The organism is Faecalibacterium sp. AF27-11BH (assembly GCF_003603005.1).
GTDB lineage: Bacteria > Bacillota > Clostridia > Oscillospirales > Ruminococcaceae > Faecalibacterium > Faecalibacterium taiwanense.
The window spans coordinates 63,264-77,055 of record NZ_QVGS01000013.1 but is presented as its reverse complement, the minus strand read 5'-3'; the positions used below and the strand labels follow the sequence as shown (position 1 = coordinate 77,055).

At 55.6% G+C, this 13,792-nt stretch carries 14 protein-coding genes; 6 read left to right on the top strand and 8 right to left on the bottom strand.

The window, feature by feature from the left end; all coding sequences use genetic code 11:
- The first annotated feature begins 249 nt into the window (after nucleotides 1-249).
- Genes DWY76_RS11745 through DWY76_RS11725 form a run of 5 tightly spaced genes read left to right on the top strand, consistent with a single transcriptional unit; the run spans nucleotide 250 to nucleotide 2,294 of the window.
- Entirely contained in the window at nucleotides 250-408 is a 159-nt protein-coding gene (locus DWY76_RS11745) for a hypothetical protein (RefSeq protein WP_243112032.1), read from the top strand.
- Between the two features lie 44 nt (nucleotides 409-452).
- The gene (locus DWY76_RS11740; protein ID WP_120081417.1) at nucleotides 453-734 is read left to right on the top strand and encodes a hypothetical protein; all 282 of its coding nucleotides are present in this window, start codon (nucleotides 453-455) and stop codon (nucleotides 732-734) included.
- Nucleotides 734-1,321 (top strand): ImmA/IrrE family metallo-endopeptidase, encoded by a 588-nt coding sequence (locus tag DWY76_RS11735; protein WP_243112031.1) that lies wholly within the window; start codon nucleotides 734-736, stop codon nucleotides 1,319-1,321. The genes DWY76_RS11740 and DWY76_RS11735 overlap by 1 nt, the downstream gene beginning before the upstream one ends.
- A complete protein-coding gene (locus DWY76_RS11730) occupies nucleotides 1,279-2,007 on the top strand; it encodes a type II toxin-antitoxin system PemK/MazF family toxin (RefSeq protein ID WP_120081416.1) in 729 nt (242 codons plus the stop codon). Before DWY76_RS11735 ends, DWY76_RS11730 begins: the two co-directional genes overlap by 43 nt.
- Nucleotides 2,004-2,294: a DUF6551 family protein gene (locus DWY76_RS11725; protein WP_243112029.1), complete on the top strand. Its 291-nt coding sequence runs from the start codon at nucleotides 2,004-2,006 to the stop codon at nucleotides 2,292-2,294. Before DWY76_RS11730 ends, DWY76_RS11725 begins: the two co-directional genes overlap by 4 nt.
- 142 nt (nucleotides 2,295-2,436) lie before the next feature.
- Here DWY76_RS11725 and DWY76_RS11720 read toward each other — a convergent pair whose 3' ends face one another.
- The 4 genes from DWY76_RS11720 to DWY76_RS11705 all read right to left on the bottom strand — a co-directional run bounded on the left by DWY76_RS11720 (nucleotide 2,437) and on the right by DWY76_RS11705 (nucleotide 7,035).
- Nucleotides 2,437-3,810: a sodium-dependent transporter gene (locus DWY76_RS11720; RefSeq protein WP_120081415.1), complete on the bottom strand. Its 1,374-nt coding sequence runs from the start codon at nucleotides 3,808-3,810 to the stop codon at nucleotides 2,437-2,439.
- A 160-nt stretch (nucleotides 3,811-3,970) separates the two neighbouring features.
- A complete protein-coding gene (locus tag DWY76_RS11715; RefSeq protein ID WP_097780898.1) occupies nucleotides 3,971-5,263 on the bottom strand; it encodes a TRAP transporter large permease in 1,293 nt (430 codons plus the stop codon).
- Between the two features lie 24 nt (nucleotides 5,264-5,287).
- Complete coding sequence (locus DWY76_RS11710; protein ID WP_005946464.1) at nucleotides 5,288-5,743, bottom strand: TRAP transporter small permease subunit; 456 nt, start codon at nucleotides 5,741-5,743, stop codon at nucleotides 5,288-5,290.
- 191 nt (nucleotides 5,744-5,934) lie between these two features.
- On the bottom strand, nucleotides 5,935-7,035 hold the full coding sequence (locus DWY76_RS11705; RefSeq protein WP_120081414.1) for a TRAP transporter substrate-binding protein: 1,101 nt from the start codon (nucleotides 7,033-7,035) through the stop codon (nucleotides 5,935-5,937).
- A gap of 392 nt (nucleotides 7,036-7,427) precedes the next feature.
- Between DWY76_RS11705 and DWY76_RS11700 the strand changes: the two genes are divergently transcribed.
- On the top strand, nucleotides 7,428-8,117 hold the full coding sequence (locus tag DWY76_RS11700; protein ID WP_044954305.1) for a GntR family transcriptional regulator: 690 nt from the start codon (nucleotides 7,428-7,430) through the stop codon (nucleotides 8,115-8,117).
- A 70-nt stretch (nucleotides 8,118-8,187) separates the two neighbouring features.
- On the opposite strand, the gene DWY76_RS11695 is transcribed toward DWY76_RS11700, so the two are convergent.
- From DWY76_RS11695 to DWY76_RS11680, 4 genes are all read right to left on the bottom strand, one after another.
- A complete protein-coding gene (locus DWY76_RS11695) occupies nucleotides 8,188-9,681 on the bottom strand; it encodes a DUF1846 domain-containing protein (RefSeq protein WP_044954306.1) in 1,494 nt (497 codons plus the stop codon).
- Nucleotides 9,682-10,044: 363 nt separating this feature from the next.
- A complete protein-coding gene (locus DWY76_RS11690; protein ID WP_120081413.1) occupies nucleotides 10,045-11,970 on the bottom strand; it encodes a fructose-specific PTS transporter subunit EIIC in 1,926 nt (641 codons plus the stop codon).
- 48 nt (nucleotides 11,971-12,018) lie between these two features.
- Nucleotides 12,019-12,924 (bottom strand): 1-phosphofructokinase, encoded by a 906-nt coding sequence (pfkB, locus tag DWY76_RS11685; RefSeq protein WP_120081412.1) that lies wholly within the window; start codon nucleotides 12,922-12,924, stop codon nucleotides 12,019-12,021.
- The gene (locus DWY76_RS11680) at nucleotides 12,921-13,676 is read right to left on the bottom strand and encodes a DeoR/GlpR family DNA-binding transcription regulator (protein ID WP_097773978.1); all 756 of its coding nucleotides are present in this window, start codon (nucleotides 13,674-13,676) and stop codon (nucleotides 12,921-12,923) included. The genes pfkB and DWY76_RS11680 overlap by 4 nt, the downstream gene beginning before the upstream one ends.
- Nucleotides 13,677-13,792 lie beyond the last annotated feature (116 nt).

Below are 13,792 nucleotides of genomic sequence, written 5' to 3'. Positions count from 1 at the left end.
ATAACAAGAACACTCCTTTGTGATCCGGTAGCTCTATTATAGTATAGAAAATACAGGAAATCAACAAGAAATCTCTAAAATAGCGACAAATGCGTAATTGACATCTCCATAAAGTAGGTATATAATCGAATCAAATCCACGAATAACAGCTTTTTGGTGTTGATTCTGGACCGAAATCGTATTTGTTCGGTGTTTTTAAGAGGTGATATTATGAGAAAAGAAAACGTAAGATGCCCGATGTGCGGAACCATGAACTATGATGTAGATCTTGATGCAACCGATGGCTGGACAAAATGCCGTCTGTGCAAAGCGGTAACCTGCTCTATGGATGAGTGGAAAAAACATACAGTGTCCGTTCCGCTGTTGAACGAAAAGCAGCTCGTGGCACGCAGCATGGTTCGCAAGTAATACACGCTGCGTTCTGATAAATCTGCAAAAAAGGAGGATTTCTGATGTGTGGTGATTACAACCTTCGCCGTGAGAAAAGATACGTCGAAGTGGACGTTCGTTTTACTCCTGATGGCAAGATCCGCCCTCTTGCCATAAACTATGACAAGGCTCACACTTATGGCATTGATCGTGTCTTGGCAGTCAAGCACGGTACATCACGTTTTGGCGTGAAAGGGCATTGCTTCACCTGCCTGATTTGCGGGCAGAAGCGGAATCTTTGGCTTGAGCAGGGCAAGTGGTTCGTGGAAGCCTACTGCTCCGTGCCGGAAAGCCGTGCTTCGTAATGGCAAGGTACTTATCCCGCGCAGACCTTTCGCGCATAGCGGGTAAGTATATCGACCAGTACTATACCCGCTTCGGGATCAGCAAAGATGCCCCGGAACCCATTGACCCTGAACGGCTTGCAAGCGCTGTTCTTGGGCTGAATGTGAAAATGCTGCCGCTATGTAGCGATGGCAGCGTCCTCGGACTTACCGTTTTTCAAAGATGCGGTTTTACCGTAACTTTAGGGGATGGTACAAAGCTTGTAGAGATATTCATGCCGAAGGACGTTGTGATCGATTCTGCCCTTGCGGCAGACGGCAGCACCGGATGCCGGAATTTCACGATAGCGCATGAGGCGGCACACCAGATTTTAGCTGATCTGTTCCCGAACGACTATGGAAAAGCAGTCAAGTGCCGTGGGCACATTGCCTATCGGGAACGAAACGGAAAGGCCTCGTGGGAAGAATGGCAGGCGGATACCCTTGCAGCAGAGCTGCTGATACGGATAGAAAGGAGAAATCCAAATTGGCCACACGAGATAAAAAAGAGAAAGAGTATCCGCCTATGCCCGCAAACTGGATGTACAAGCGCGGGGATGTCTACATGATGGATCTGAATCCTTACAGCGGTTCCGAGCAAGGCGGCATCCGACCTGCCATTGTTGTCCAAAACGATGACGGTAATTTTTATTCCAATGTTCTTCTGGTCGTTCCGCTGACAACACAGATCAAAAAGCGAAATATGCCAACGCATTTTATTCTGCACAATCGCTTTTTGAGTGCGCCATCTATGGCGATTTGCGAAAGTCCGCGCCCCGCAGATAAATCCAGAGTGTTAAGCTACCTTGGGCACCTGTCCAAATATGAAATGCGGCAAGTGTCAGTGTGTCTGCAATACAGCTTTGGGTTCATTGGATACAAGTCATTCCGAAAATACCTTACGGCTCCTCCGCAGGAGGATGTTCTCGCCGCTGCAAAAGAGCTGCTCTCCCAGCAGTTTCAGAATCTTCGGGTGCTGAACAGTCAGCCCCCTGCTCTCGCCAAGCACACAAAAGGCGATCTACATAGCATTGAGCAGATATCGGAAAGGATGCTCTCCACCCCGACGGAATCTTCTGTTGAGTTCATGGTTGCAGAACTGGATGATGCGCTTCAATCGCTTATGTTCCGCTGGAATATCTGTTATGAACGGTATTCCACTTTCCGCTTATCCGATAACGAAAAGAAGAAAATCGGTTCGATTATCCAATCAGGAATTGATTTTCTGCAAAAAAAGAAGGAGGTTCCTTTATGATGAACGCAGTGGTAAAACCTTACCATGAAATGTGCCTGAACAGCAGTGAGCTGATCGTGCCGCGCGACACTTATCAGCGTGCTCTTCACCCCGCTCGTGTTGCCCGTATCGCAAAAGAATTTGACGAGCGGGTTGCCAATGAGCCGAAGATCAGCTTCCGGGATGGTCACTACTATGTGATGGACGGACAGAACACCATCGCTGCACGGAAATTTCTGAACGGCGGCGAAGATTTGCAGATTCGCTGCAAGGTTTATGCCATTAGCAGAATTTTCGGTTCCAGCTAATAAAATCAGGCTTCCAGCTAATTGAGGCCAAAATCGCCGTTTTCTATGCTTTATGCAACTTCACAGCATAAGAAAACCTTTTGGACATACAAAAAAGCGCAGAAGGCTTCCTTTGAGAAACACCTTCTGCGCTTTTTTGTTTTTACATTGCGATCCAGCCCAGAGCATTTGCCACAGAGCTGATCAGGATAATGGCCGCAAAGATGGGGCACAGATACTGGATCATGAAGTTGAAGATCTTTTTACGGCGGAAGGGCTTGCCGCCCAGCGTCACCTCTTCTTCGATCTTCTGCACGCCGATCACGCGGGACACCAGCAGGCAGATAGCAATGGCTGCAATGGGCATCATGACAGAGTTGGTGAGGAAATCGAAGAAATCCAGAAACTGCATTCCGAACACCGTCACGCCCGCCAGCGGGCCATAGCCCAGTGCCGAAAGGCTACCCAGCGCCACCATGATCAGGCCGATCAGTGCCGTTGCGCGCTCGCGGCTCCAGCCCAGCTCGTCCTCAAAGGTGGAGACAGCGCTCTCTGTCAGGGCAATGGAGCTGGTCACGGCTGCAAACAGCACCAGCAAAAAGAACAGGATGCCCACCACATGGCCAAAGCCCATGCTCTCGAACACCTTGGGGATGGTAATGAACATCAGCGCCGGGCCGGCCTGCAGGGTGTCCGGGTCGCCGCCGGAGAAGGAGAACACCGCCGGAATGATCATCAGGCCCGCCATGATGGCAATGGCCGTGTCAAACACCTCCACGTTCTCGGTGGATTCCTCAATGGAGACCTCCTTCTTCATATAGGAGCCAAAGGTGACCAGAATGCCCATAGCGATGGACAGCGAATAGAACATCTGGCCCATGGCCGTGACCACCGTCATCCAGGAAAAATTTGCCACGTTCGGCACCAGAAAATACTTCACGCCTGCCAACGCACCCGGGCGCGTGACCGCGTAGCCTGCAATGACCACCGAAAGTACCACCAGCACCGGCATCATCACCTTGGAAACACGCTCCACGCCGTTGCGCACACCGGCAAAGATGATGGCCAGCGTAAAGGCCGTGAAGATCAGAAAGCACACCTCTGCCGACAGTCCGCTGGAAATGAAATTGGAAAAATAACCGTCCTGCGAAAGCTCACTGCCATGGCCGCTGATATACTCCGACAGATAGCGGATGACCCAGCCGCCGATGACCGAATAGTACGGCACGATCAGAATAGGGATGACCGCATTGATCCAGCCGCCGAACCGCAGGCCGCCCTTTTTGCCAAAGGCGCCAAAGGCACCCACCGGGCTTTTGTGGGTCATGCGGCCCAGTGCCGTTTCGGCCACGATCATCGTGTAGCCAAAGGTGACAGCCAGCACGATGTACACCAGCAGAAAAATGCCGCCGCCGTATTTCGCGGCGAGGTACGGAAACCGCCAGATGTTGCCCAGACCCACCGAAGCGCCTGCGGCCGACAGCACAAAGCCGATCTTGCCGGAAAAGGCGCTGCGCTTTTGTTTTTGCGTATCCATGATTTAATTCCTCTTTTCCTATATTCCTATACACAAGTGGCCTTAGTGTACCATATCTGTCCGTCAAATACAACGGTTCCGCCTGTTTGCGTTCAAAAAAACAAACAGCGCCCCGCAAGGGAGCGCTGCCTGTTTTTTATAAGAGGTATACGCGTTGCTCTCAGAAGATGCTGTAGCCCAGCAGCTGCGGCAGGGCGGTAGTAAGCGGGCCCCACAGGCTGATGGAGATCAGAACGATCACGTTGCAGATCACGTAGGGCGCTGCGCCCTTGAAGATCTCGATGATGGGCATACGGTTGATCTTGTTGCAGGCGTTCAGGCACATGCCGACCGGCGGAGTGACCAGACCGATGGCCAGACCGGTGATCATCATGGCACCGAACTGCAGCGGCGAGAAGCCGTACTGCACCATGACCGGCAGCAGGATGGGGGTGAGCAGCAGGATGGCCGGGCTGACATCGATGAAGGTGCCGATCATCAGGATCAGCACATCAAAGATCAGTGCAATGGCCCATGCGGGCATGTTCAGGGACATGAAGAAGGCACCCACCGTCTGCGGCACCTTCTGCATGGTCAGCACCCATGTAAAGATGGTGGTAAAGCCGATGATGAGCATGATGGAGGAAGAAGAGATCAGGGTCTTTTTCAAAGCCTCCCAGACACCCTTCCATGTCAGCTCCTTGTAGACGAAGAAGCCCACCAGCATGGAATACAGCACGGCCACACCGGCACTTTCGGATGCAGTGCACACGCCGAAGGAAACGCAGATGATGATGAACAGCGGCATGATGAGGGCAGGAATGCCGGAAAGCAGGCTCTTGGCGGCGCGCTTGCCGTCAAACTTGACCTTTTCCGGATGCCAGCCCTTCTTGGCGCTGATGATGTACACCAGCACCAGCTGGGTCAGACCGATCAGGATGCCGGGCACGGCACCTGCCACGAACAGCGCACCCACCGATGCACCGGAGATCATGGAGTAAACGATCATGGGGGTGGAGGGCGGGATTATCATGCCCATGGTGGAGGATGCCACCGTGATACCGGCAGAAGCTTCCGGCGGGTAGCCTTCCTTCTCCATGGCGGGGATCAGGATGGAACCCAGAGCCGAGGTATCGGCCACAGAGGAACCGGAAATACCGCCAAAGATCATGGAAGCCACGATGTTCACTTCGCCCAGACCGCCGCGGATGGGCCGCAGCAGCTCCATGCAGAAGTTGATGATGCGCTGGGTGATGCCGCCGGTGTTCATCAGTTCGCCAGCCAGCATGAACAGCGGCATAGCGATCATCAGCTCACTGTAGGCACCGTTCCACACGCGCTGCGGCAGCATGGTAATAAAGGTAGGTGCATAGATCAGGATGTAAGTCACACAGGAAGCGCCGATGGCGAAAGCCAGCGGGATGCCCAGCGCGGCAAAAAAGATCAGCAGCACCAGAAGGATGAGCATTGCCATAGTTGTGTATTCTCCCCTTTCCGCTTATGCGTCGTCACGGCTCAGCGCCTGATTCTTGGGCGCAAAGTAGGAAATATCGGCCTTGTACAGGGTGATGATCTTGATCACGACGCAGATGGCACAGATGATGCCGCACACCGGCATGATGCCGTACATATACATCATGGGGATCTCCATGCCCTGACTGATCTGCTTACCGGCAACGCCCACGTACTTGAAGCCCTGATAGGTGAACACCAGCACCACGGCCAGCACGATGAGGTAATTGACGATAGCCAGCCAGCGCTTGCGGGCAGGCTTGACACCGTCGTAAAGGATGTCGATCATGACGTGCTCGTCCTTGATCACGTTGATGCCCATGCCCCAGAAAGTGGTAAAGGCAAACAGGGTGGTGTTGAACTCTGCCAGCTGCTTCCAGCTCAGGGAGAAGCAGTAGCGCGCAATAACGGTAAAGATCACAAGAGCTGCCAGCAGTGCCATGGCGATCACGCCGATGGTAAAGTATACGTCAAACAGCTTCTTGCCGATTTTTTTCAGCTTTTCGATGGTGCTCAGCCCCTTTCGGTTATTTTACAACTTTTTCCATTGGCCTGTTACAGCAGAGGGCAGCCCGCAGGCTGCCCTCTCGCCTTTACCGTAACATGGCCGTTCTAGCCTTTGGTCGTTTCTGCTTATGCCTTTGCGACGATATCCTGCATCTCCTTGATCTCGTCGGCGGTGCAGATGCCCTCGGTGACACACTGGTCGTACACGGACTGCACAGCGGTCTGGAAGGCCTTCAGCTCATCGGCAGAGGGCTCGTAGACTTCGCAGCCGGAATCCACGATGGTCTGCTTTGCGGCGCTGGAGTTCTTGTCGATCAGCTCGTCGTTGTACTCGCCCATCTTGGTGGCGCACTCGGTAATGATATCGCGGTACTCCTCGGGCAGGCCGTTCCACCATGCTGCGTTCACATAGAAGGGGTCCGGATGGAACTGGTAGTTGACCTCGGTGAAGTACTTCTGCACTTCATAGAACTTCATGCCCTCCACGTTGACCCAGGGGTTTTCCTGACCGTCTGCAACGCCGGTCTTCAGGCCCATGTACAGGTCGGAGTACGGGATGGTGGTGGTGGTAGCGCCCATTGCCTGGAAGGTCATGTCAATGGTCTTCATGCCGTTGATGCGCATCTTCAGGCCCTTCAGGTCTGCGGGAGCCTTGATGGGGTGCTTGGAGTTGGAGAACTGGCGATAGCCGCCTGCATCGCACAGGTTAATGATGACAGTGCCCGTCTCGCCTTCGGCCTCAGCGCACACCTTCTGTGCCAGATCGCTCTGCAGCAGAGCCGTGACCTGTGCACGGGTGTTGGTCAGGAAGGGCAGGGTGAACATCAGCAGACGGGGGCTGAAGTCGAACTGACCGCCGCGCATGCCCTGCACGGTGCCGGCCACGACCTGCTCCAGCATCTCCTTCTCGGTGCCCAGCTGGCCGTTGCCGTAAACCTCGATCTTCACATGGCCGTTGGTGGCCTCTGCCACATCGGCGGCAAACTGCTCCATGGAAACAAAGCGGGGGTTGCCTTCGGGCTGTGCATGACCCACGGTCATGGTGAAGTCGCCCAGAGATGCAAACTTGTCCTCACCGGCTGCTGCGGCACTTGCTGCAGTGCTGGTGGATGCTGCGCCGGAAGCAGCCGGAGTGGATGCACCGGAACCGCCGCAGGCTGCCAGAGCACCTGCAGCTGCCATTGCACCAGACACCTTCAGGAAATTGCGACGAGAGACCTTTTTCATAATCTTCTTCCTCCTTGTTTCAAGGGTGCCGTTTTGCCTTGTACTCTAGCAAAGTTTTTGGCGGCCCCTGTATACAGCATTTTCATTGCACGCTAATCGTAACAGAAAATTCACATCCGCATAAGAGCCAAACTTCACCAACTTCGTAAAGTTTCTTTGTGCACAACTAACAATCTTATCCGTTTCTCGTGAAAACTGTTACAATCTGATGACACAATTCCGTTCATTTTCATCTGATATATCAATTTTTGTCAGATATGATAAATTTCGGAGCTTTTCCTATACTTGTATACAGGCTATTGTATACTTCATTCTCATACGTTGACAATCTCTTTTTAGCAGGCTAAAATAGAAATATCTTATCATCAACTATGTAAATGGAGTGTGAGCGCATGGCTGAACAGCTGCATCCGGAGGACATCTACCAGACGCTGGAATATGAGATCGTTACGCTGAAGATCAAGCCCGGAGAGACCATCAGCGAAAATCAGCTGTGCAAACGGTTCGGCATTTCGCGCACACCGGTGCGCGCTGCCCTGCAGCGGCTGGAACAGAACGGCTTTGTGCAGATCATTCCCTGCAAGGGCACCATCGTCACCCCCATCAATCTGGATATCGTGGATCAGATCGTATACCAGCGCACAGCCGTTGAAAGCACGGTGCTGCGCGATTTCATTCAGGTCTGTTCGCCCAAAGAGTACATCGAAATCAAGCACAAATATGACCTACTGGAAGAGATGGCCCAGACCATGACCGACCCGGACAATGTGGATATCAATGCCTTCCTGACGCTGGATCTGGAAATGCACGCCATCTGGTTTTGCAGCATGAACAAATGGTACATCTGGCAGAACCTGACCAAGCCGCAGCCGGATTATTCCCGCTTTACCCGTCTGGATGTGGTGCGGGCCAACAATGTGCCAGATGTGCTGAGCGAGCACCGGGAAATTTTGCGGGTGATCCGGGAAAAAGACCTGGATGCCATTGAACCGCTGATCCGGCGGCACCTGTACGGCGGCTTGCGCCGCATGGGCACCCAGCTGTACGCAGAAAAGTACAGACCTTATTTTACCGGCATCTGAACCAATGAAAAACAGGCGCATCCGCCAGCCTTTCGGCCTTTGGATGCGCCTGTTTTGTTTTTTGTATAATTTACTGCTTGTGGTACTTGCGGTCCTCTTCCTCGTAAACAGGGTCACAGGTCAGGTACATTCCCAGCCGGTTCAGGGTGCTGGTATCCACACCCGAAAGCAGCACGGTGGAGTGCACATCGCAGCCCTTGAGGTTGGGCAGCTGATGCATGGCCGCTGCAGCCTGCTCGTTGGAAGCAGCCGAGCTGGAAAGCGCGATCAGGATCTCGTCGGTGTGCAGGCGGGGATTCTTGCCGCCCAGATAGTTGGTCTTGAGGGTCTGGATGGGCTCAATGGAAGCCGCACTCACAAGGTCGGTCTCCTGCGGGATACCGGCCAGCACCTTGAGAGCATTCATCAGAGCAGATGCTGCTGCACCCAGCAGCGGACCGGTCTTGCCGGTAACAACGGTGCCGTCCGGCAGCTCAATGGCGGCAGCAGGGGCCCCGCCGGTGCTCTCGCTGCGGGCATGAGCCTGCTTTTCCACTTCGCGCTGGCCCACGGTCAGATCGGCCTGATTCATCAGCAGTTCCAGCTTGTAGCGCTCGGTCTCCTTGACCGTGCCGGTGATCTTCTGCTCACACAGGCACTTGAAGTAGCGGCGCAGGATCTCCTTGCGGGAGGCTTCGCGGCAGACCGCATCGTCCACGATGCAGTTGCCTGCCATGTTCACGCCCATGTCCGTGGGGGACTTATACGGGCTTTTGCCGGCGATCAGCTCAAACATGGCGTTCACCACCGGGAAGATCTCAATATCGCGGTTGTAGTTGACGGTGGTCACGCCGTAGGCTTCCAGATGGAACGGGTCGATCATGTTCACATCGTTCAGGTCGGCTGTAGCGGCCTCGTAGGCCAGATTCACCGGGTGCTTGAGGGGAATGTTCCAGATGGGGAAGGTCTCGAACTTGGCGTAACCGGCCTTCACGCCGCGCTTGTACTCATGGTACAGCTGGGAAAGGCAGGTGGCCATTTTGCCGCTTCCGGGGCCGGGGGCCGTGATGACCACCAGCGGGCGCTGGGTCTCGATGTAATCGTTCTTGCCGTAGCCCTCGTCGCTGACGATGCGGGCCACATCGTTGGGGTAGCCGGGAATTTTGTAGTGGCGGAAGGTGCGGATGCCCAGACTGTTCAGCCGCTTTTCAAAGGCCTCCACCTCCGGTGCAGCGGCGTACTTGGTCACGCACACGCTGCCCACATACAGGCCTACTTCCTGGAAGGCATCGATCAGGCGCAGCACATCCAGATCGTAGGTGATGCCGTAGTCGCCGCGGATCTTGTTGCTGATGATGTCCTCGGCGCTGATAACGATGACCACCTCGGCCTGATCCTTCAGCTGCAGCAGCATCTGCAGCTTGGAATCGGGCTGGAAGCCCGGCAGTACGCGGGACGCGTGGTAATCATCGAACAGCTTGCCGCCGAATTCCAGATAGAGCTTGTTGTCAAATTTCTTGATGCGCTCGCGGATATGTTCTGACTGCATCGAGAGATATTTGTCGTTGTCAAATCCAATTTTCATCGTTCGTTTCCTTTTCCTCTTTGCTGTGCCCGGCACACCGCACCGGAACTTTTCCATAACAGAAACAGTATACCACACTCAAAAACCGGGTGCAATCCAAAAGGGCGGCTGCAAAGCTTTTTCCAGCAAATGCGGTGTTTCGCGCCGTTCTTTGCTGCATTTTTTGTGAAAATGGTTCTTGCCGCGTTTTTGACAGCGGGTGTATCATGTTATATCTGATTGGATTGGAAGTCGTGGGCGGTTACTTTTTCTTTTTATCCTTCTGATCCTTCGCGCGATCCTGCGTAATACAGCAAGCCCCCGGGTCTCCCCGGGGGCTTGCTGCAGCTTTATGAAGTATCTCGAATATGGAAGGAATGGCGTTTATTCTGCGTCGGTACGGTTTTTCTTGAGCAGGCTCAGGATCACAGCACCCAGCACGCTGCCCACAGCCAGCGCCACACAGTACAGAGCGGTATGGTCCACGACTGGGAACACGAAGATGCCGCCGTGCGGTGCACGCAGAGCGCAGCCGAAGGTCATGGAGAGCGCACCGGCCACCGCTGCACCGGCCACGCAGCTGGGCAGGACGCGCAGCGGATCTGCTGCTGCATAAGGGATCGCACCCTCGGTGACGAAGCACAGGCCCATGACGTAGTTCACGATACCGTTGCGGCGCTCGTCGGCAGTCCACTTCTTGGGGCAGAAGGTGGTGGACAGGGCGATGGCGATGGGAGGAACCATGCCGCCCACCATGACAGCGGCCATCACCTCATAGTTGCCGGAGGCAAGGGCTGCCGTGCCAAAGACGTAAGCTGCTTTGTTGAACGGGCCGCCCATATCAATGCTCATCATACCGGCCACGATGGCACCCAGCAGCACCTTGGAGGTGCCGCCCATGGCGTTCAGGCAATCGGTCATGGCAGTGTTGATCATGCCCATGACCGGGTTGATGCCGCACATCACCGCGCCGAGGATGAGCATACCGCCCAGCGGGTAGATGAGCATGGGACGGATGCCATTCAGGCTGGCAGGCAGCTTTTCGGTGATCTTTTTCAGCAGCTCGACGATGTAGCCTGCAGCAAAACCGGCCAGCAGTGCAGCAAGGAAGCCGCCGGAAACACCGGTGGTCTCACCCGCTGCAATGCCTGCAAAGTTGGTGCCGTTCATGGCCAGCACACCGCCCACAAAACCGACCGCCAGACCCGGACGGTCCGCGATGGACATGGCGATGAAGGCAGACAGGATGGGCAGCATGTAACCGAAGGCTGCGCTGCCCACCGTCTTAAAGAAGGCAGCGACCGGGGTGTTCATGCCAAAGTTGGAGGGATCAATGGTGTAATCGTCCAGCAGGAACGCCAGTGCGATCATGATGCCGCCGCCCACCACGAAGGGCAGCATGTGGGAGACACCGTTCATCAGGTTCTTGTACAGAGCGCGGCCAAAGCTGTCCTTGCCGGAAGCATCCTCGGCGGCCTGCGCGCCGCCCTCGGCGTGGTAAACAGGCACCTCGCCGTGCACGATCTTCTTGATGAGTTCCTCCGGCTTGTGGATGCCATCGTCCACCCGGGTGAACAGCACCGGCTTGCCGTCGAAGCGGGCGGTCTCCACCTTCTTTTCTGCTGCCACGATGATGCCGTCGCAGTTTGCGATTTCTTCTCTGGTGAGGATGTTCTTTGCTCCATCCGAGCCATTGGTCTCCACCTTGGTGGGCAGACCCAGCTTGTCACCGGCCTTGGTCAGGGCTTCCGCTGCCATATAGGTGTGGGCGATGCCGTTGACGCAGGCGGTCACGGCCAGAATGCGGTAGCCGCTCTGGGGGATCTCCTGCTGGGTGAAGCTCTCCGCGCCGAACTGAGCCTCCTCCTGTGCATCGATGCAGTCAAGGAACTCTGCAGGGGTCTTTGCGGCCTTCAGCTTCTCTACAAAGTCCTCGTTCATCAGCATCTGCATCATACGGGCCAGCATGTCCACATGCAGGCTGCCGTTTTCCGGAGCCGCAATGGCAAACAGCAGGTCGGTGGTACCGTCGTCCTCGGCATTGTACTGCACGGGGCTGCTCAGCCGCAGCGCCGCCAGACTGGGACGGGTGACTACATTGGTCTTGGCGTGGGGCACCGTGATGCCGTTGTCCACATAGGTGGAGCCCTCCGCCTCACGGGCATAAAGGGCCTTTTTGTAGGCATCCTTGTCCGTGATGTTGCCATGGGTGGCCTGCAGCTCCACCAGACGGCTGATGATCTGCTCCTGATCGGTCAGAGCCTCATCCAGTGCGATGGACTGCGCGGTGAATAATTCCGTAATACGCATGATTTTTCTCCCTTCCTGTATAACTGCAACCCTCTCCGTCACAGAGGGTCAGATTTCCTTCATCAGTTCGTCGATTTTTTCTTTGGTGGCAAGGCCAAGGCTGAACGCCGTTGCACTGCCGCAGGCTGTGCCCAGACGCAGTGCAAAGGAATAGCTCCGGGTCTGCATCCAGCCAGCCACAAAGCCGGCCACCATGCTGTCGCCTGCGCCCACGCTGTTTACGACCTTGCCCTTGGGGCAGCCGATGCGGTGCACCTCGCCATTTTCGTCCACCAGCAGGGCACCGTCGCCCGCCATGCTTACCAGCACGTTGCGAGCGCCCTTTTGCTGTAGGGTGCGGGCCGCAGCAATGATCTCTTCGTCCATAGTCAGCACCCTGCCCACGATCTCGCCCAGCTCGTGGTTATTGGGCTTGATGAGGAAGGGGTGGTACTGCAGCACGTTCACCAGCAGGTCGCGGGTGGCATCCACCACAGCACGCACGCCCCTGCCCTGCAGCCGGGCCAGCAGCCGCTCGTAGGTATCCTGCGAAAGGCTTGCCGGGATGCTGCCCGCCAGAATGAGGATATCGTCCTCGTTCAGGCTGTCCAGCTTCTTTTCCAGCTCCTGCATGGCGCTCTCCGGAATGTCGGGGCCCGCGCCGTTCAGCTCGGTCTCCTGCCCTGCCTTGATCTTGACATTGATGCGGGTCATGCCCTGTTCCAGATGCACAAAATCGGTCTTTAAACCCTGTGCAGCAAGACCGCGTTCCAGCCATGCGCCGGTCTCACCGGCCACAAAGCCCAGCGCCACGCTCTCGCAGCCCAGCTGTGCCAGCACACCGGACACATTGATGCCCTTGCCGCCCAGCACGCAGTCCTCGCCTTTGGCGCGGTTCACCTCGCCTACTTCCAGCGGTGCATCCAAACGCACCACATAGTCAATGGCCGGGTTGAATGTTACGGTATAAATCATACTTCCGTCTCCTTTACCAGCGTGAATTGTTTGTATTTGGGGTTGGGGCAGCGGTTGGTGAGAATGGCACCGCCCTGCAGGTCGGCAATGACTGCCGGGTAGATGCGGGAAAACTTGGCATCATCCACAAGGAACCAGGCTTCCCGTGCACGGTGCACTGCCGCTGCTTTCACGGCAGCTTCCTCGGGGTCCGGCGTGGTAAAACCGGCATCCAGCGCCACACCGTTGGCACCCATGAACGCCTTGGTAAAATTGTAGCGCTGCAGGCTGGTGACTGTGGGTGCACCTACAATGGCTTCGGTCTCGGGCCGCAGCAGTCCTCCGGGCAGATACACCCGGCAGCCCTTTCGGGCCAGTGCCCGGGCATGGGCCACGCCGTTGGTCACATAGCTGGCTTTGAGGGCATCCCCCGCCAGTGCACGCACCAGCTCCAGCGTGGTGGAGCCTGCATCGATGAACACAAAATCATCGGCGTTGATGAGCTTTGCCGCCGCCTGTGCGATGCTGCGCTTCTGCTCCACAGCCTGCGACTCCTTGGCCTCCATGGTGGGTTCATCCGCCAGAAAACGGCTGTCCGGCAGGGTGGCACCGCCGTGCACCTTGTTCAGCTTGCCCAGCCGGTCCAGTTCGGTCAGGTCGCGCCGGATGGTGGATTCGCTGGTGTTCAGCGCCTCGCACAGTTCCTGCACCGTCACGGTGCGCTTGCGGTTCAGCTGTTCCATGATCAGGCTGAAGCGTTCTTCTGCCAGCATCGGCATCCTCTCCTTTGGTTTGATCTTATCTTTGACGGTTTATGACCGTTTGTGCGTTGTTTTGGTTGATTGCATCTTTATTATAGCAAATACAGCGTCAAAATCAATCGCTTTCA